At 70.4% G+C, this 19,161-nt stretch carries 15 protein-coding genes; 11 read left to right on the top strand and 4 right to left on the bottom strand.

Annotated elements, in window-relative coordinates:
- Positions 1-2 precede the first annotated feature (2 nt).
- Positions 3-1,382, top strand: coding sequence for an MFS transporter (locus tag Q0Q23_RS10425; protein WP_295122882.1), 1,380 nt, complete (start codon positions 3-5; stop codon positions 1,380-1,382).
- Between the two features lie 17 nt (positions 1,383-1,399).
- Here the strand turns inward: Q0Q23_RS10425 and Q0Q23_RS10420 are convergent, their stop codons facing one another.
- Entirely contained in the window at positions 1,400-2,674 is a 1,275-nt protein-coding gene (locus tag Q0Q23_RS10420) for an MFS transporter (protein WP_295122933.1), read from the bottom strand.
- A 110-nt stretch (positions 2,675-2,784) separates the two neighbouring features.
- Between Q0Q23_RS10420 and Q0Q23_RS10415 the strand changes: the two genes are divergently transcribed.
- A complete protein-coding gene (locus tag Q0Q23_RS10415) occupies positions 2,785-3,894 on the top strand; it encodes a glycerate kinase (RefSeq protein ID WP_295122879.1) in 1,110 nt (369 codons plus the stop codon).
- A 151-nt stretch (positions 3,895-4,045) separates the two neighbouring features.
- Here Q0Q23_RS10415 and xylB read toward each other — a convergent pair whose 3' ends face one another.
- From xylB to Q0Q23_RS10400, 3 genes are all read right to left on the bottom strand, one after another.
- On the bottom strand, positions 4,046-5,473 hold the full coding sequence (xylB, locus tag Q0Q23_RS10410; RefSeq protein WP_295122876.1) for a xylulokinase: 1,428 nt from the start codon (positions 5,471-5,473) through the stop codon (positions 4,046-4,048).
- Positions 5,474-5,584: 111 nt separating this feature from the next.
- A complete protein-coding gene (gene xylA, locus Q0Q23_RS10405) occupies positions 5,585-6,778 on the bottom strand; it encodes a xylose isomerase (protein ID WP_295122873.1) in 1,194 nt (397 codons plus the stop codon).
- An 80-nt stretch (positions 6,779-6,858) separates the two neighbouring features.
- Positions 6,859-7,893 carry a LacI family DNA-binding transcriptional regulator gene (locus Q0Q23_RS10400; RefSeq protein WP_295122868.1) on the bottom strand — a complete coding sequence of 345 codons (1,035 nt, stop codon included), beginning with the start codon at positions 7,891-7,893 and terminating at the stop codon, positions 6,859-6,861.
- A gap of 80 nt (positions 7,894-7,973) precedes the next feature.
- On the opposite strand from Q0Q23_RS10400, the gene Q0Q23_RS10395 reads away from it, so the two are divergent.
- The 9 genes from Q0Q23_RS10395 (at position 7,974) to yicI (ending at position 19,145) form a co-directional block, all read left to right on the top strand.
- A complete protein-coding gene (locus Q0Q23_RS10395; protein WP_295122929.1) occupies positions 7,974-8,939 on the top strand; it encodes an acetylxylan esterase in 966 nt (321 codons plus the stop codon).
- Between the two features lie 128 nt (positions 8,940-9,067).
- A complete protein-coding gene (locus Q0Q23_RS10390) occupies positions 9,068-10,255 on the top strand; it encodes a Gfo/Idh/MocA family protein (RefSeq protein ID WP_295122865.1) in 1,188 nt (395 codons plus the stop codon).
- A gap of 85 nt (positions 10,256-10,340) precedes the next feature.
- Complete coding sequence (locus Q0Q23_RS10385; protein ID WP_295122862.1) at positions 10,341-11,036, top strand: ThuA domain-containing protein; 696 nt, start codon at positions 10,341-10,343, stop codon at positions 11,034-11,036.
- The gene (locus Q0Q23_RS10380) at positions 11,018-12,133 is read left to right on the top strand and encodes a Gfo/Idh/MocA family protein (protein ID WP_295122859.1); all 1,116 of its coding nucleotides are present in this window, start codon (positions 11,018-11,020) and stop codon (positions 12,131-12,133) included. The genes Q0Q23_RS10385 and Q0Q23_RS10380 overlap by 19 nt, the downstream gene beginning before the upstream one ends.
- 58 nt (positions 12,134-12,191) lie before the next feature.
- Positions 12,192-13,391: an ROK family transcriptional regulator gene (locus Q0Q23_RS10375; RefSeq protein ID WP_295122856.1), complete on the top strand. Its 1,200-nt coding sequence runs from the start codon at positions 12,192-12,194 to the stop codon at positions 13,389-13,391.
- 207 nt (positions 13,392-13,598) lie between these two features.
- Complete coding sequence (locus Q0Q23_RS10370) at positions 13,599-14,909, top strand: ABC transporter substrate-binding protein (protein WP_295122853.1); 1,311 nt, start codon at positions 13,599-13,601, stop codon at positions 14,907-14,909.
- An 88-nt stretch (positions 14,910-14,997) separates the two neighbouring features.
- Positions 14,998-15,951 (top strand): carbohydrate ABC transporter permease, encoded by a 954-nt coding sequence (locus tag Q0Q23_RS10365; protein WP_295122850.1) that lies wholly within the window; start codon positions 14,998-15,000, stop codon positions 15,949-15,951.
- Entirely contained in the window at positions 15,951-16,856 is a 906-nt protein-coding gene (locus Q0Q23_RS10360; protein ID WP_295122846.1) for a carbohydrate ABC transporter permease, read from the top strand. The genes Q0Q23_RS10365 and Q0Q23_RS10360 overlap by 1 nt, the downstream gene beginning before the upstream one ends.
- Positions 16,857-19,145: an alpha-xylosidase gene (gene yicI / locus Q0Q23_RS10355; RefSeq protein ID WP_295122843.1), complete on the top strand. Its 2,289-nt coding sequence runs from the start codon at positions 16,857-16,859 to the stop codon at positions 19,143-19,145.
- The last annotated feature ends 16 nt before the right edge of the window (positions 19,146-19,161 follow it).

The following is a 19,161-nucleotide window of genomic DNA, read 5'->3' as shown; positions in this document are numbered from 1 at the left end:
GGATGAGCACCGACCGGGAACCGACGAAGGCCGGGCGGCTCTCGAAGCCGGAGGGTGTGCTGGCTCCCCGCTACCGCTGGGTGAGCATCGGCATGTGCCTGCTGGTCACCCTGGCGGCGTTCGAGGCTCTCGCCGTCACGACCATCATGCCGGCCGTGAGCCGCGAGCTCGACGGCGCAGCGCTGTACGCCTTCGCGTTCGCGGGGCCGCTCGCGGTCGGCGTCGTCGGCATGGTGGTCGCCGGTGCGTGGTGCGACCGCGGCAACCCGCGCACGGCGCTGTACGCCTCGGTCGTGCTGTTCGCGGCGGGCCTCACGCTCGCCGGCACCGCAGCGACGATGCCGCTGTTCGTGACCGGCCGGCTGATCCACGGGCTCGGCGGGGGAGCCCTGACCGTCGCCCTCTACGTCATCGTCGCTCGCGTCTACCCGCCGCGGCTGCACCCGAGCATCTTCGCGGGTTTCGCGGCCGCCTGGGTGGTGCCCTCGCTGATCGGGCCCGTGATCGCGGGCGCGGTCGCCGAGACGGTGGGCTGGCGGTGGGTGTTCCTCGGGGTCGTCGCTCTGGTCGTCCTGGCGATGCTGATGGTCGTCCCCGCCATGCGCGGTGTCCACGGCCCGGAGCAGCGCCCCGCGGGAGGCCACGAGCTCGCCCGGGTGGGTCTGGCCGCTCTCGTCGCAGCGGCGGTGCTCGGTCTGACGCTGGCGGCCGAGGCCCGCGGGCCGGTGCAGTGGATCGTGCCCGTCATCGCGGCGGCCGTCGCGGTCGCGGCCCTGCGACCGTTGCTGCCGGCGGGCGTCCTGCTCGCGCGACGCGGCCTGCCGAGCGTGATCCTCGTCCGCGCGATCGTGGCCGGAACGTTCTTCTCGGCCGAGGTGTACGTGCCGCTGATGATGGTGAGCCGGTACGGCGCCTCCCCGGCCGTCGCCGGTCTGGCGCTGACGGCGGCCGGCCTGAGCTGGGCCGCCGCCTCCTGGGCGCAGGGCCGCTTCCCGGCCATCGGCAACCGGCTCGCCGCGCGCCTCGGCGCGCTCGGGCTGACGATCGCGATCGCGTCGCTGCTGATCACCGCGGTGACCGGCGCCTCGCCGATCGTCATCGTCGTCGGCTGGGCGTTCGCCGGGCTCGGTATGGGCCTGCTGTATCCGCGGCTCGGCGTGCTCACGCTGGAGTACTCGACGCCGGCCGACCAGGGCTTCAACAGTTCGGCGCTCTCGATCGCCGACTCGACGGGTTCCGCCATCGCGCTCGCGGCGACGGCGATCGCCTTCTCCGCGCTCGGCGGTGCGGCATCCCCCGCGGCGTTCGCCGGCGTGTTCGTCGTCGACGGCCTGCTGTGCCTCGCCGCGTGGGTGTGCGGGCCGCGGATCCTGGCGCGCTGAGCGTCGTCCTCCATCGCTCACGACGCGCCGACCGCGGCGTCGCCCTGTTCGCCGCGAGCGCCCGCGGTGTCGGCCGGATCGCCCTGCCGACGGCTGGCGATCAGGAACGGAATGCCGATCAGCTCGATCGCCCCGCCGATCACCAGCGACGCGCCGTACCCCCACAGGTCTGCGGCCCGACCGAGAGCCGGCTGGATGACGACCCCGCCGAGGCTCCCGAACAGCGAGTCGAACGACAGCACCGTCGCACGCTGCTTCGACGGGATCATGTCATTGAGGTAGGCCTGACGCACCGGTCCGGCCACGGCGTAGACGAACCCCCACACCACCAGGAGGACGACGGCGAACCAGACGAACGCCGTCAACCCGAGCAGCACCAGCACGACGATGCTGCTCAGCGACGCGCCGATGACCGTGGTCGTCCGCTTGGCGAACATCCTCCGCAGCCGGGGTGCGACGATCCCGCCGGCCACTTGCGCGAGCGAGAGGATGGCTGCTGCGAGCCCGGCGATCGAGTAGGCCTTCGGGTCGCCATAGAGCACGAGCAGGTACGGTTGCAGCGCATAGAACGCGTAGATCCCGACGCCGGAGGCGAACGGGGCCGAGAGGATGACGTACCGCACCGAGCGCTTGCGCATACCGTGCTCGATGGACTGGTTCAGGATGTTCCTCGTCGCCTTGAGCGGACCCAGGGACTTGTCGGGTGTGAAGCCCAGGTCCCGCATCGCCGCGAATGCGAAGACGAACATCACGACCAGCACTCCCGCCCGCAGCAGGAACGGCACGCCCAGGTTCGTCGCCTGGGCGATCACGCCGCCGAGCACAGAGCCCGTGAACATGGCGACGCCCGTGACGACCAGGCCGCGGCCGAAGACCGTCTCCAGGCTCCCGGTGTAGCCGGTGGCGGTGAGCGCATCGACGAGCCACGCGTCGACCGCCCCCGAGAAGAACGTGAATCCGAGACCGAGCAGTACGGACGCGAGTGCCCACCAGACGAAGGGGGCGTGCCACAGCCAGAGCAGCCAGTAGAAGGCGGTGGAGAGGGAGAGGGTGACGGTCCCGAGAAGATAGGACGCGCGCCTGCCGATGGTGTCGGCGACGACGCCGGTGGGGATCTCGAAGACGACCATGCCCGCCGTGAAGAAGGCGTTCGCAGCGAACGCCTCGAAGTTCGTGAGCCCGGCGTCGAGGAGGAAGAGTGTGTTGATGCCCCAGATGAACGACGCCGCGAGGGTGTTGCCCAGGAGGAGCGTCAGGTAGACGCCCTGCACCCGGCGGGTGGAGGGGGTCAGCGGGTTCGACCCGGCGTGCGCGGCCATGGCGCACATCATCGTCCGCTCGTGGGCGGAGCGCCAGAGCGCCTCGCCCGCTCCGACCGCGATCGTGTGGCAGGGTGTCACGCATGGCCACCGTCGTGTTCGCCCCCGATTCGTTCAAGGGATCGGCGACGGCCGCGGCCGTGGCGGAGGCGCTCGCCGACGGGTGGGCGTCAGTCCGCCCGGCCGATCGGGTCGTGCGGGTGCCGATGGCCGATGGAGGCGAGGGCACGCTCGATGCGTTCGAGGCAGCGGTTCCCGGGTCCCATCGGCACCCCGTTCGTGTGACCGGTCCGGACGGAGCGGAGCGCGAGGCGGGTTGGCTCGCCCTGCCCGACGGGAGCGCGGTCGTGGAGCTGGCGGAGGCCAGCGGCATCGCAGCGATGCCCGCGCTCGCGCCGTTCGACGCTCAGACGGTCGGGTTCGGGCAGGCGATCGCGGCTGCGCTCGACGCGGGCGCGACGCGTCTGCTGCTCGGGATCGGCGGCAGCGCCTCCACGGACGGCGGCGCCGGGATGCTGACCGCTCTCGGAGCCCGGCTGCTCGACGGCTCGGGGTCGGTGGTCTCCCCGGGCAACCGGGGGCTCGCCGCCGTGGAGCGCGTCGAGCTCGCCGGGCTCCGGCCGCTCCCGCCGGGCGGCGCGCACATCCTGAGCGATGTGACGAGTCCCTTGCTCGGAGCAGACGGAGCCGCCGCGGTTTTCGGGCCCCAGAAGGGAGCGCGCGATGAGGACGTGGCGATCCTGGAGTCGGGGCTCGCGCGCTTCGTGAAGGCGGTGCAGGAGGCCGGTGTCGATATCGATCCGGCGACACCGGGCGCCGGTGCGGCGGGTGGGACGGGATACGGCCTCCTGGTGTGGGGCGCCTTGGCGGCCCCCGGTGCTTCGGCGGTGGGCGACGCGCTGCGCCTGCCGTCGGTTCTCGCCTCGGCCGATGTGGTCGTGACGGGAGAGGGGCGCTACGACTCCCAGTCGGCGGCCGGCAAGGTGCCCGAGTACGTGGCGGGTCTCGCGACGGCGGCCGGGATCCCGGCTCTGCTCGCAGCGGGATCGATCGCGGCCGAGCCGAGCCGCTTCGCCGCGGCCGAATCGCTCTCCGAGCTCGCGGGCGGCTCGGCCGCCGCCATCGCGGAGCCGCTGCGCTGGGCGCACGCCGCAGGCGCCGCGCTCGCGCGCACCTTCACCGCCGCCCCCTGACCCCCGACAGTGCGCCCGCCGCGCGCTGCGCCGCGCCCCAGCGTCGACACATTCGTCACGAATCGCGTGATTCGTGCCACGAATCACGCGATTCGTGACGAATGTGTCGACGGTGCGGAGGGTCCGAGCGCGCGGTGCCGCCGCGCCGCGCCTACGGGAGGTAGGCCGCGCGCTGTTCGCGGATCACCGGGCGCGTGTCGACGGCGAGCGGCGGAGCCGACTCCACCGCCCAGGTCGGGCGCGTGCCCGTCAGAGCCCAGGCCGCCTGCACGGCCGCGCCGTTCGCCACGTACTCGCCCGGCGCCGGGATGACGACCGGCACGTCGAACACCTGCGCCGCGACCGCGGCGACGGCCGGGTTCTGCGCCGCCCCGCCGATCAGCAGGATGCGCTGCTCGTGCACGCCGACCCGGCGCACGGCGTCGAGGCCGTCGGCGAGTCCGCACAGCATCCCCTCGATCGCGGCGCGCGCGATGTTCGCGGGCCGGGTCGTCGCCAGGGTGAGGCCGTGGAAGCTCGCCGTCGCGTCGGGCAGGTTGGGGGTGCGCTCTCCCTCGAAGTACGGGATGAGCACGACGCCGCCCGCGCCCGGCTCCGCCTGGAGCGCGAGGTCGGCGAGGCCGTCGTGGTCGACGCCGAGGAGCCCGGCGATCGAGTCGAGCACGCGCGCCGCGTTGAGCGTGGCGATCAGCGGCAAGGAGACGCCGCTCGCGTCCGCGAAGCCGGCGACCGTTCCGCTCTCGTCGGCCACGGGCTCCGCCGTGACGGCGAACACCGTGCCGGAGGTGCCGATCGACACCACGACGTCGCCCTCCGCCGCGCCGAGGCCGAGTGCGCCGCCGGCGTTGTCACCGGCGCCCGGGCCGACGAGCACGCCGGCCGGGGTGCTGCCGGCGGACTCCGAAGGTCCGAGGACCCGGGGGAGCACGACTCCGTCTCCGGTCGTTGCGGCCACCCGGCCCGGTCGGCCGAGCGCACGCTCGAAGAGGTCGAGATCGTATGCGCCGGTCGCCGCGCTCCAGTAGGCCGTTCCGCTCGCGTCGGAGCGGTCGGTGGTCAGGGCCTCCAGGTCGGGGCCGAGCGGGCTCTCGTCCGCCGGGCCGTAACCGCGGAGCCGCCAGGTCAGCCAGTCGTGGGGGAGGGCGACGGCGGCGACGCGTGCCGCGTTCTCCGGCTCGGCATCGCGCAGCCAGCGCAGCTTGGTGGCCGTGAAGGACGCGACCGGAACGACTCCGACGCGTGCGGCGTAGGCGTCCGCGCCCACCTCGGCGATCAGGTCGCGGGCCGCCTGGGCGCTGCGGGTGTCGTTCCAGAGCAGGGCGTCGCGGATCACACGCCCGTCGGAGTCGAGCACCACCATGCCGTGCTGCTGGCCGGCGATGGAGATCGCCGCCACGTCGTCGAGCCCTCCGGCGGCGGCGATCGCCTCCTGCAGCGCGACCCACCAGGCGGCCGGGTCGACCTCGGTGCCGTCGGGGTGTGCCGCCCGGCCCGAGCGCACCAGCGCTCCCGATTCGAGGTCGCGGACGACCACCTTGCAGCTCTGGGTCGACGAATCGACTCCGGCGACGTACGTCACGCCCACTCCTTCACCTGTGTTCTCCTCAACGGATTCACCCGCGAGGGGCATGTCGTCGTCGCTTCCCCGGCGGAGAAGTGACGACGACGTGCCCCTCGGTCGTGACGCGGGTCAGCCGCGGGCGCCCAGGAGGTGCTCGAGGGCCAGCTGCTGCAGACGCACGAAGCCGAAGCCCTTGCCGCCGAAGTACGCGCTCGCGTCGAAGTCCTCGTACGCGCTGCGGTCGGCCAGCAGGTCGTCGTAGCTCTCACCGGCGCCGAGCGTGGGCTGCGACAGCTCGGTGACGCGCGACGCCTCCAGAGCCTCCTTCACCTCGGGGTCGGCGCGGAACGCGGCTGCGCGCTCCTTGAGGAGCAGGTAGGTGCGCATGTTCGCCGCAGCCGAGTCCCAGACGCCCGTGATGTCCTCGGTGCGCGAGGGCTTGTAGTCGAAGTGGCGCGGGCCGTCGTAGGCCGGGCCGCCGTTCGGGCCGCCGTTCTCGAGCAGGTCGACGAGGGCGAACGCGTTCTGGAGGTCGCCGTGGCCGAACACCAGGTCCTGGTCGTACTTGATGCCGCGCTGGCCGTTGAGGTCGATGTGGTAGAGCTTGCCGTGGTAGAGCGCCTGCGCGATGCCCGCGGCGAAGTTGAGGCCGGCCATCTGCTCGTGTCCGACCTCCGGGTTGAGGCCGACGAGCTCGGGGCGCTCGAGCGAGTTGATGAAGGCGAGCGCGTGGCCGACCGTCGGCAGCAGGATGTCGCCGCGGGGCTCGTTCGGCTTCGGCTCGATGGCGAAGCGGATGTCGTAGCCCTTGTCGGTGACGTAGTCGCCGAGCAGGTTGACGGCCTCGCGGTAGCGCTCCAGCGCCGCCTGGATGTTCTTGGCGGAGTCGTACTCGGCGCCTTCGCGGCCGCCCCACATCACGAAGGTCTTGGCTCCGAGCTCGGCGGCGAGGTCGAGGTTGCGGAGCACCTTGCGCAGGGCGAAGCGGCGGACGGCTCGGTCGTTGGACGTGAAGCCTCCGTCTTTGAAGACGGGCGCGCTGAACAGGTTGGTCGTGACCATCGGGACGATGACGCCGGTGTCGGCGAGCACCTGCTTGAGCCGGTCGATCTGCTTCTGGCGCTCGGCGTCGGTCGAGCCGAAGGCGAAGAGGTCGTCGTCGTGGAAGGTGAGGCCGTAGGCGCCGAGCTCGCTGAGCCGGGTCACCGCCTCCACCACGTCGAGCTGCGGGCGGGTCGGGCCGCCGAACGGGTCCGTGCCGTTGTAGCCGATGGTCCACAGACCGAAGGAGAACTTGTCGGCGCGGGTGGGGGTGAGGCTCATGGATGGTTCCTTCAGCGTCGTCGGTGATTTGTTGTTTCACTAAACTTATACCAGGAGTGACGCTCGTGCGCCACCGCCTCCTATCGCGGTGCCGCTGTCGAGTTGCGCACCACGAGGGAGGTCGCCAACTCCAGACGGGTGTTCTCGACGTCTTCGCCGCGCAGGCGCAGTGCCAGCCGTGCCGCTTCCTCCGCCATCTCCTGCAGCGGCTGGCGGATCGTCGTGAGGGGAGGCCGCGCCCAGAGCGCGGGGGCGACATCGTCGAACCCGACCACCGACACGTCGCCCGGCACGTCCAGGCCGAGCCCGAATGCGGCGTCGATGACGCCGAGCGCCTGCAGGTCGTTGCCGCAGACGAACGCGGTCGGCCGGTCGTCGCGTTCGAGGAGGCGCCTGCCCTCCCGCTCGCCGGACGCGCGGCTGAAGTCGCCCGCCGCCGCGATCGCCGGGTCGAAGCGCAGCCCGGCCTCCTGCAGCGCCGACTGGTAGCCGGCGACCCGGGCGCGCGAGCACATCATGTCGCCCGGCCCGGAGACCACGGCGATCCTGCGGTGCCCGAGACCGATCAGGTGCCGGGTCGCCGAGACGCCGCCCGACCAGTTCGTCGCCCCGATCGCGGGCACGTCGGCAGGCGGGTCGCCCGCGGGATCGACGACCACGTAGGGGATGTTGCGCGTGCGCAGCTGGCGCCGGTGCGCCGCCGTGAGCTCGGAGAACTGCAGCACGATCGCGACGGGCTTGCGGCTGAGCACGCCGGCGATCCACTCGGCGCCCGGACGGCGGTGGTCGTCGAGAGCGCTCAGGCCGAGCACGAGACCGGCCTCCCGCGTGACCCGCTCGACACCGCGGATGATCTCGATCGACCACTCGCTGGTGAGGTCGGCGACGACGAGCTCCAGCAGGCCGCCCCGCTCCGGGTCGAGCCCGCGCCGTGCGTATCCCGAGTCGTGCAGCAGCTGCTCGACCCTGGCACGCGTCGCGGCGGAGACGCCCGCCCGGCCGTTGAGCACTTTCGACACCGTCGAGAGCGAGACCGCGGCGCGACGCGCGATCGCCTCCAGCGTCGGACGACCGGCGGTGTCGCCCCCGTGGGGCCGCGGCGTCGGTTCCGGCATGCAGACACTGTGCCACAATGTCGGGCAGCCCGACCCCCATCCGCTGGATCACGATCCGCTGGACCACGCTGAGGAGACCCATGCCGCTCACCGACCTCGCCCTGCCCGAACTGCTCGCGTTCCGCCCGGAGGTCGCCGAGCCGGACGACTTCGACACGTTCTGGGCCGGCACCATCGCCGAGGCGCGCTCGGCGGGTGGGGAGGCGACTCTGGTGCCCGCCTCCACCGCGGTGACCCAGCTGATCGTCGAAGACCTGACGTTCCCCGGGTTCGCCGGAGAGCCTGTGCGCGCCTGGGTGTCGCGGCCGAGGGAGGCCGACGTGCCGCTCCCGGCCGTGGTGCAGTACCAGGGCTACAACGGCGGGCGCGGCCTGGCGGGCGAGAACGTGCAGTGGGCGCTGGCCGGCTACGTGCACGTGTTCATGGACACCCGCGGTCAGGGCAGCGGGTGGGGCACGGGAGGCGTCACCGCCGACCCGCACGGCTCCGGTCCGGCTGCGGCCGGGTTCATGACCCGCGGCATCCACGACCCACGCGCGCACTACTACCGCCGGGTGTTCACCGACGCGGTGCGCGCGGTCGACGCCGCCCGTGCCCTGCCGTTCGTCGACGCCGACCGCATCGCGGTCACCGGCGGAAGCCAGGGCGGCGGGATCGCGCTGGCCGCGGGCGCGCTCGCGGACGTGCAGGCCGTCCTGCCCGACGTCGCCTTCCTGTGCGCGTACCGGCGCGGCGCCGAGGTCGCCATCGGCGGTCCGTTCCAGGAGCTCGCGACCTACCTCTCGGTGCACCGGGACCAGGTGGAGACCGTGTTCCGCACGCTCTCGTACCTCGACGGGGTGAACTTCGCCCGCCGCATCCAGGCGCCTTCGCTGTTCTCCGTGGCGCTCATGGACAGCGTGGTGCCGCCGTCGACGACGTTCGCCGCGTACAACCACCTGGCGGCGGAGGATCGTGCGATCGAGGTCTACGCCTTCAACGACCACGAGGGCGGCCAGTTCGCGCACTGGCAGAAGCAGGCGGAGTGGCTGGCGTCCCGGATCTGAACGGACGAGGCGTCGGCAGCTCGCCCGCCGCCGGCGACGAAAACTTTCCAATCGCCCGACGAAACTTGTCCGCCCCGCACCCCGGCGAATAGCGTCGCAGGATCACGGACGCGAAGGGGCTGGGACGGATGACGCGAGAGGGCCGCGAGCTGCGGGTGGCCATGGTCGGCTACGGGTTCATGGGCGCGGCCCACTCCCAGGGCTGGCGCGTCGCCCCACGGTTCTTCGAGCTCGACGCCGAACCGGTCATGGCCACGATCGTGGGTCGCGACGCCGAGCGCGTGGCCGCCGCCCGCGCGCGCTTCGGCTGGGAGCGCAGCGAGACCGACTGGCGCCGCGTCGTCGACGACCCGACGATCGACATCGTCGACATCTGCTCACCGGGCTCCTCGCATGCCGAGGTGGCGATCGCCGCACTCGAGGCGGGCAAGCACGTGCTGTGCGAGAAGCCGCTGGCCAACACGGTCCAGGAGGCCGAGGAGATGACGGCGGCGGCCGACCGCGCCGCCGCACGCGGAGTGCGCTCGATGGTCGGCTTCAGCTACCGGCGGGTCCCCGCGATCGGCTTTGCGCGACAGCTGGTGCGGGATGGGCGGCTGGGGGTGATCCGCCAGGTGCGCGCGAACTACCTCCAAGACTGGCTGAGCGACGAGACCGGCCCGATGACCTGGCGTCTGGACAAGGCGGCGGCGGGCTCCGGATCGCTCGGCGACATCGGTGCACATGCGATCGACCTCGTCGAATACCTCACCGGCTCGCAGCTGTCCTCGGTCTCCGGCACGCTGGCGACGTTCGTGGAGGAGCGTCCACTGCTCGGCGAGACCGTGGGTCTCTCCGGCACCGCCTCCCAGGAGCGCGGCCGGGTCACCGTCGACGACGCCGCCTGGTTCACCGCGAAGCTGGCCGGGGGCGCTGCCGATGGGGCGATCGGCGCCTTCGAGGCCACCCGTTACGCGACGGGCCGCAAGAACGCCCTGCGCATCGAGCTCTCCGGATCGCTGGGCGCGATCGCCTTCGACCTGGAGGAGATGAACGAGCTGCAGTTCTACGACGCCACCGCGCCGGCGGGTGAGCAGGGCTTCACGCGGATCATCGCCACCGAGCCCGAACACCCTTACATGGCCAACTGGTGGCCGACCGGGCATGCGATCGGCTACGAGCACGCCTTCAGTCACGAGGTCGTCGACTTCGTGACCGCCATCACGCAGGGCACCGACCCGGAACCGTCCTTCGCCGACGGCCTCCACATCCAGCGGGTCCTCGCCGCCGTCGAGCGCAGCGCCGCCGCCGACAGCACCTGGACCGCCACCCGCTGACCGCCGAGTACACCCGAATTCAGCCGAGAACCCTCGAATACGTCGACAATCCGCGTACTCGACGGGGGCGGCACGGAAGGAATCCATGAGTAGGAATGCACTGATCGTCCGCGGCGGCTGGGACGGGCACATGCCCGTCGAGACCACCGACAGCTTCATCCCGTTCCTGGAGGCGAACGGCTTCGCCGTGCGCGTCGAGGAGGGGACATCCGTGTACACCGATGACGCCTACCTCGCCACGGTCGACCTCATCGTCCAGGTCAACACGATGAGCAGCATCACGAACGAGGAGTTCGCCGGGTTGCAGCGCGCCGTGCTGAACGGCACGGGGATGGGCGGCTGGCACGGCGGCATCGCCGACTCCTACCGCGACAACGCGGACTATCTGCACATGATCGGCGGCCAGTTCGCCCACCACGCGGGCAAACACCCGGACGAGCGGATCGGCGAGCAGTCCGACAACTACATCCCGTACACGGTGCACATCACCGAGTACGGGAAGACGCATCCGATCACGCAGGGCATCGCCGACTTCGACCTCGTCACCGAGCAGTACTGGGTGCTGTCGGACGAGTACAACGACGTGCTGGCGACGACCACGCAGGAGGCGCGTCCGTGGGACGCGTGGAACCGCCCGGTGACCGCGCCGGCGATCTGGACCAGGCAGTGGGGCGAGGGCCGCATCTTCGTCTCCGCGCCCGGGCACCGGCTGGAGATCGTGCAGAGCCAGCCCGTCCGCACCATCATCGAGAGGGGGCTGCTATGGGCGGCTCGGCAGTGAACGGCTCGGCGCTGAACGTCGGAGTCGTGGGGGTCGGCAACATCAGCCGGCAGTACTTCGAGCACTTCCCGGCCCTCCCGAATCTGAGGCTGCGCGCGATCGCCGACATCGACCTCGACCGGGCGGCGGCGGTCGCGGCGGATCAGGGTGCGGAGGCCATGAGCGTCGACGCCCTGCTCGCCTACCCCGAGATCGACGTCGTGCTGAACCTGACCATCCCGCAGGCGCACGCGGAGATCGCGCTCGCGGCGCTCGACGCGGGCAAGCACGTCTACGGCGAGAAGCCGCTCGCGCTCGACATCGCCCAGGCTACGCCGGTGCTGGAGCGTGCGGCTGCCCTGGGCCTGCGGGTCGGCAGCGCTCCCGACACGGTTCTGGGCACCGGCATCCAGACGGCGCGCGCCGTGCTCGACGCCGGCTCGATCGGCGTGCCGCTCGGAGCGGCGGTCGCATGGACGGCTCCCGGGCACGAGCTCTGGCACCCGGCGCCCGCGTTCTACTACCAGCCGGGCGGCGGCCCGCTCTTCGACATGGGTCCGTACTACCTGACGTCGCTCGTGACATTCTTCGGCCCGGTCGTCCGGGTGTCCGGCGCCACCTCCCGCTCGGCGCGGGAGCGGACGGTCGCGACGGGTCCGCAGGCGGGCACCGCCATCCCGGTGGAGGTCGAGACGCACGTCACCGCTCTCCTCGAGCACGCCTCCGGGGTGATCTCGACCGTGACCGTCTCGTTCGACGTCTGGGCCACGCGGGTGCCGTTGTTCGAGGTCTACGGCACCGAGGGGACCCTGTCGGTTCCCGACCCCAACCACTTCTCGGGAGCCGTGGCGATCGCGACGTCCGCCGACCGCGAGTTCCGCGACGTTCCGGTCGCGGCCGGCTACGCGGAAGCCGGCCGAGGCTACGGTCTGGCCGACCTCGCCCGTGCCATCGAGACCGATCGCCCGCATCGCGCCTCCGGCGACCTCGCGTTCCACGTGCTCGAGATCATGGAGGCCGTGCTCGCAGCCGGTGCCCGGCACGAGGTGATCACGCTGACCTCCACGGTCGACCGCCCCGATGCCGTGCCGCTGGGGGCGCGGCCGGAGAGCTGGTGACGCACGAGGCGGTGACGGACGAGCCGGGGGCGCCCGTGCGCCGGGCTATTGTCATCACATGAGCGCCACCGACCTGAGCACCGTGCGCCCGGCGAGCGGCGGCGCGACCGACGCGCTGCGCCGCTCCAACCTGGCGACCGTGCTGGGCCTGGTGCATCGTGAGGGCGCGCTGTCGCGCAGCGAGCTCACCCAGCGCACCGGGTTGAACCGGTCGACGGTCGGCGACCTGGTGGCCGAGCTGTCGGGGCTCGGCCTCGTGGAGGTCGACGAGACTCCCGCCGCCGGGGGCCGCGGCCGGCCGAGCCCGGTGGTGCGTGTGACCGACAACGTCGCGGCCGTCGCCGTGAATCCCGAGGTCGACGCGGTGATCGTCGGGCTCGTCGGGCTGGGCGGTCGCGTCTTGAAGCGGGTGCGGATCGAGACGCCGCCGATGCGTTCCGTCGCCCAGACCGTCACACTGGCGTCCGCCGGCATCGCCGGGATGCTCGCGGGGGAGACCGGCACCCGCATCGCCGGCCTCGGCGTGGCCGTACCCGGCCAGGTGCGGCTCTCCGACGGCATGGTGCGCGAGGCGACCCATTTCGGTTGGGTGGACGAGCCGCTGGCCGGGCTGCTCGGAGAAGCCACGGGGCATCGCGTCTGGGCGGCGAACGCGGCGGTGCTCGGACTGCGCGCCGAGAGCGCGTTCGGGGCCGGACGGGGCGTCGACGACCTCGTGTACATGATCGGCGGCGCGAGCGGTATCGGCGGGGGCGGGGTCAGTGGCGGACGGCTCCTCACCGGAGCGGCCGGCTATGCCGGTGAGTTCGGCCACACCTTCGTGCATTCGGAGGGCCGGGAGTGCTCGTGCGGATCGCGCGGCTGCCTCGAGGCGGAGGTGACGCAGTCCGAACTGCTCGCCGCGGTCGGCCTGGCCTCCGCCGATGCCCCGTTGCTCGCCGATCGACTCGTGGAGACCCGCGACCCGCACGCGCTCGCCGAGGTCGCCCGCGCGTACGAGTTCGTGCGGATCGCCGCCCGCAACGCGGTCAACGTCTTCAATCCGTCGGTGGTGGTTCTCGGTGGATTCCTCGCCGCGCTCTACCGCGGGGCCACCGCGCACGGCGCCCCCGACCTGTTGGGCGAGGTCGTCCACTCGTCGCGCGAGGGCGTGACCGTCGTGGAGGCCGAGCTCGGGACCGACCAGTTGCTGATCGGTGCGGCCGAGCTGGTCTTCGCCGAACTCATCGCCGACCCTGCCCGCGCCCTCGACGCCTAGCCTGCCGGTCATCGCGGGCCGCCCGGCCAGGAATATTGTTGTGTTCGAAAACTAATAGCTTTTCGCCTGCTAATCGGTTGCTTACGCGTCGAAATTCGACTTGCATTGAACGCATTCCTCGCTTATGTTGTGTTCGTCAACAAAATGCATCGGAGTGGCTGCGGGGCCTGCAGACGCGCGTCCACTCCTACTACAAGGAGGTAATCGATGCGCAAGAAGCACCTCGCCATCGGCGCGATTCTGGCCGCCGGTGCGCTGATGCTCGCTGGCTGCTCCAGCACGTCCGGCTCCGATTCCGGCAGCACCGACGGAAAGGGCAAGACGCTCACGCTCTGGCACTACGAGGGTGAGGACTCGGCGATGGGCAAGGCCTGGTCTCAGGCCATCACCGACTTCGAGAAGGAGACGGGCGCGAAGGTCAACTTCGAAGCCAAGGCCTTCGAGCAGATCCGTTCCACGGCCTCCCAGGTCCTCAACTCCAACCAGGCCCCCGACATCCTCGAGTACAACAAGGGCAACGCGACGGCCGGCCTGCTGGCCAGCCAGGGTCTGCTGAGCAACCTCGACGACGCCGTCAAGAAGTACGGCTGGGACAAGAAGCTCGCCAAGAGCCTCCAGACCACTGCCCGGTACGACGACAAGGGCATCATGGGCTCAGGCTCCTGGTACGGCGTCCCGAACTACGGCGAGTACGTGGAGGTCTACTACAACAAGGACATGTTCGCGAAGTACGGCATCGAGGTGCCGAAGACGCAGGACGAGTTCGTCGCGGCGCTGCAGAAGTTCAAGGACGCCGGCATCACCCCGCTCGCCGAGTCGGCGGCGGAGTACCCGCTCGGCCAGCTCTGGTACCAGCTCGCGCTGACCAAGGCCGACCGCTCCTTCGTCGACGACTACCAGCTCTACAAGGGCAAGGTGAACTGGCAGGGCCCAGAGCTCAGCTACGCGACCAAGACGATCGACGACTGGGTGAGCAAGGGCTACATCTCCAAGGATGCCTCCGGCCTCAAGGCCGAGGACGCGGGTACATCGTTCATCGCAGGCAATTACCCGATCTTCTTCTCCGGCAGCTGGTGGTACGGCCGCTTCGTGAACGAGATCAAGAACTACCAGTGGGGCACGTTCCTGTTCCCCGGCGCGAAGATGTCGCCGGGCTCGGCCGGCAACATGTGGGTCATCCCGCAGAACGCCAAGAACAAGGCGCTCGCCGAGAAGTTCATCGACATCACCATGAGCCCGAAGATCCAGGCGATCCTCGGCAACAACGGCGGCATCCCGGTCGCGGCGAAGCTGAGCGACATCACCGACGCCAAGTCGAAGGAGCTGATCGCGAACTTCAACACCCTGACCGGTGAGGACGGCATCGCGTTCTATCCCGACTGGCCCACCCCGACCTTCTACGACCAGCTCAACGCCGGTCTGCAGGAGCTCATCACGGGTACCAAGAACGCGACCGATGTGAACAAAGAGCTCGGCTCCGAGTACCAGTCCGGCGTCGACGACATCGTCAACCAGTAACCATCCATCGCTTCCGGAGTTCTGCACGCCGACACGCGCGTAGGAGCGTGCAGGACTCCGGGACGGATGGTGACCCACGGAGGAGAAGATGAGTGTTGTAAGCGTGCGCCGGGCGACGCGCAAGCGCAGTGAGGCGCTGCTGCCGGACAGCGGCCGCGGGTCGTTCTGGTGGTACCTGCTGCCGGGGTTCGTCCTGCTCGCGGTGATCGTGCTGATCCCGCTGGTGTGGAACATCTATCTCAGCTTCACCAGCTACCGCGGCATCCGGCCGCCCACGTTCATCGGCGTCACCAACTGGGTGCGCCTGTTCGGCGACGAGAAATTCTGGACGTCGTTCGGGAACTCGATCGCCATGATCGTGGCGATGGTCGTCATCCCGACGCTGGTCGGCCTGGTGCTCGCCGCCATGCTGTTCGACCTCGTGGGCAAGAAGTTCGGCGGCAGGCTCGCGAGCTTCCTGCGCGCCACCTACTACCTGCCGCAGATCCTCCCCGTGGTCATCGCGGCCATCGTCATCGGCTGGATCCTGCGGCCGGACAACGGCGCGCTCAACACGATCCTCGCCGCGATCGGACTCGGCGACCTCCAGCACAACTGGCTCGGGAGCCCGGACACCGCTCTCGCGTCGATCATGGCCGTGATGGTCTGGGTGCAGATCGGCTATCCCGTGGTCATCTTCATGGCGGCCCTCCAGCGCGTCGACCCCGAGCTCTACGAGGCCGCCGAGCTCGACGGCGCCAACTGGTTCCAGCGGTTCCGCTCGATCACGGTCTCCATCATCCGGCCCGAGATCTTCGTCGTCACGCTCACCTGCACGATCGCGGCCCTCAAGGTGTTCGGGCCGGTCTACACCCTGACCCGGGGCGGGCCGGGAACCGCGACGATGGTGCCCAGCTACTACTCGTACAGCGAGTTCTTCCAGAGCCAGCAGGTGGGCTATGGAGCCACGATCGCGACGGCGCTCACGGTCGTCATCGTCGCGGTCTCCATCCTCTTCATCGTCGCCCAGAACCGGGCCGAGCGCAGGGAGAACGAGCGCTGATGTCCACCACGATCACGCGCAGCGCCGAACCGGCGAACCCGGCGCCCTCCACTCGACCGCGTCGGCTCACGCGGCAGAAGCCGAAGAAGACCGCGACCGACTGGATCATCCTCGTCGTCGCCGTCATCATCGGCGTCGCGATCGCGTTCCCGTTCCTGCTGATCCTGCTCAACTCGTTCAAGAGCCCGACGGACTACAACACGGGCGGGCCTCTGCAGCTGCCGACGCACCTCTACACCGACGGCCTCGTCACCTTCTGGAACCGGGTGGACTTCCCCCTGAAGCTCTGGAACTCGGTCTTCATCTCCGGCGTGGTGTCGATCCTCGCCGTCGTCATCTCGGTGCTGAACGCGTACGCGCTCGGGATCGGCCGGGTGAAGGCCCGAACCTGGATCATCGTGCTCTTCCTGCTGGCGAACATGCTCCCGCAGGAGGCGCTGCTCTACCCGCTGTACTACATGTTCAAGCAGGTGGGCCTCTACGACAACGTGTGGAGCGTGATCATCATCTTCACGGTGATCCAGAGCGCGTTCGGCACCTACCTGCTGTCGAGCGTCTACGGCACGTTCCCCAAGGAGGTGCTGGAGGCCGCTGCGCTCGACGGCGCGGGCCGCTGGCGCATCCTGTGGCGGGTCGTGGTTCCGATCTCCCGTCCGACGCTGAGCGTGCTGCTCATCTTCTTCTTCATCTGGACGTGGAACGAATTCCTCATCCCGCTGACGTTCCTGGTCTCCAACGACAACCAGACCGTGCCCGTCGCCATCAGCGTGCTGCAGGGCGACCGGCTCATGGATGTCACCACGACCTCCGCGTCGGCGCTGCTCGGCCTCATTCCCACGCTCGTCTTCTTCCTCATCTTCCAGCGCACCCTCACGCGCGGCATCACAGCAGGAGCTGTCAAGTAAATGAAGTTCACCGATGGTTTCTGGCAGCTCCGCGACGGCGTCACGCCGGTCTACGCCCAGGAGGCGTACGACGTGTGCGCCGGCGAGGCGGAGGTCACGATCACGGCGCCCGGCAAGGTCATCGAGCGCCGTGGCGACACGCTCAACCGGCCCACCCTCACCGTCACCCTCAGCTCGCCGCTGCCGGAGGTGATCGGCGTGCGCGTCGAGCACTGGCAGGGGGTGCGTGCCGAGCGCGGCTTCGACCTCGCGAGGTCGGAGGGCCACGTCGTGGTCGAGGCGGGCGAAGTCGGCGCGACGCTGCGCGCCGGCTCGCTGTCGGCGACCGTGCAGCGCGGCGCGCCCTGGTCGCTCGCGTTCACTGCGGCCGAGCAGGGCCGGGAGCGCGTGCTGACCTCCAGCGGCCACAAGTCGCTCGGCTACCTGACGGTGGAACGCGAGGGCGCCTTCGTGCACGAGCAGCTGGCGCTCGGCGTCGGCGAACTCGTCTACGGTCTCGGGGAACGCTTCGGGCCCCTCGTGAAGAATGGTCAGACCGTCGACATCTGGAACGCCGACGGCGGCACTTCCAGCGAGCAGGCCTACAAGAACGTCCCGTTCTACCTGACCAACCGCGGCTACGGCGTCTTCGTGAACCACCCCGGCCATGTCTCGTACGAGGTGGGCTCGGAATCGGTGGAGCGGGTGCAGTTCTCGGTGGCGGGGGAGAGCCTGGAGTACTTCGTGATCTACGGCCCGACGCCCAAGCAGATCCTGGAGCGGTACACCGCACTGACCGGCCGACCGGCCTCCGTACCCGCGTGGTCGTACGGTCTGTGGCTGTCCACGAGCTTCACGACCTCGTACGACGAGGCGACCGTGACCTCCTTCATCGACGGGATGGCCGAGCGCGATCTCCCGCTGTCGGTGTTCCACTTCGACTGCTTCTGGATGCGCGAGTTCAACTGGTGCGACTTCGAGTGGGACCCGCGCACCTTCCCCGACCCGGACGGGATGCTGACGCGCCTGCACGACAAGGACCTCCGCGTGTGCGTGTGGATCAACCCGTACATCGGCCAGCGCTCGCCGCTCTTCGCCGAGGCGGCGGCCGCCGGCTACCTCGTGAAGCGGCCGAACGGCGATGTCTGGCAGTGGGATCTCTGGCAGGCCGGGATGGGCCTCGTCGACTTCACCAACCCCGACGCCACCCGGTGGTATCAGGACAAGCTGCGCAGGCTGGTGGCGCAGGGCGTCGACTGCTTCAAGACCGACTTCGGGGAGCGGATCCCGACCGAGGTGGCGTACTTCGACGGTTCCAGCCCCGAGCGGATGCACAACCTCTACACGCAGCTCTACAACGAGGCCGTGTTCGAGGTCTTGACCGAAGCGCGCGGCGACGGCGACGCGGTGCTGTTCGCGCGGTCGGCGACGGCCGGCGGCCAGACGATGCCCGTGCACTGGGGAGGCGACAACACCTCCAGCTACGAGTCGATGGCGGAGACCCTGCGCGGTGGCCTGTCGCTGGCGCTCAGCGGTTTCGGGTTCTGGAGCCACGACATCGGCGGCTTCGAGGGAACCCCCGATCCGGGCGTCTTCAAACGCTGGACGGCCTTCGGCCTGCTATCGAGCCACTCGCGCCTGCACGGGAGCGATTCGGTGCGTGTGCCGTGGGCCTTCGACGAGCAGGCGGTGGACGTCACGCGGATCTTCACCAAGCTGAAGCTGCGGCTGATGCCGTACCTGTTCGCGGCCGGACGCGAAGCGCACGCCTCCGGGACCCCGGTCATGCGCCCGATGCAGCTGGAGTTCCCCGGCGACCCCGCGGTCGACTACCTCGATCGGCAGTATCTGCTGGGAGCCGACCTGCTGGTCGCGCCGGTCTTCTCAGCGGCCGACGTGGACTTCTACCTGCCGGCGGGCACCTGGTCACGGCTGCCGCTCGACCTCCGCCCGCTCATCGACGGCCGCGCGCCGGTGGAGGCGGTGGAGGGCGGCCGCTGGCTGCACGAGACGCACGGTTTCGAGAGTCTCCCGCTGTACGTGCGCGAGGGCGCCGTGCTGCCGATCGGGGCGCGCGACGACCGCCCGGACTACGACTACCGGGACGGACTCACGCTCGCGGTGTTCCCCGGCGCCGACGGACGCCGTTCGGTGACTGTGACGACCCCCGACGGCGCGGTCGCCGAGTACGTCGTCACGCGCGACGGCTCGGCTCTCGAGGCCGTCGGGCCGACCGGCCCCGACTTCGTCCTGCTCGACGTCGCGACCGGTCGCAGGGCGGCCTCGTCCGGAGGGCGCGCCGAGCTGTAATACAGTAACCGGGACC

This window comes from uncultured Leifsonia sp., assembly GCF_945957465.1.
In the GTDB taxonomy this organism is placed as follows: Bacteria; Actinomycetota; Actinomycetes; order Actinomycetales; family Microbacteriaceae; genus Leifsonia.
The sequence above is the reverse complement of the archived record's forward strand: the minus strand, read 5'-3'. Positions and strand labels throughout refer to the sequence as shown.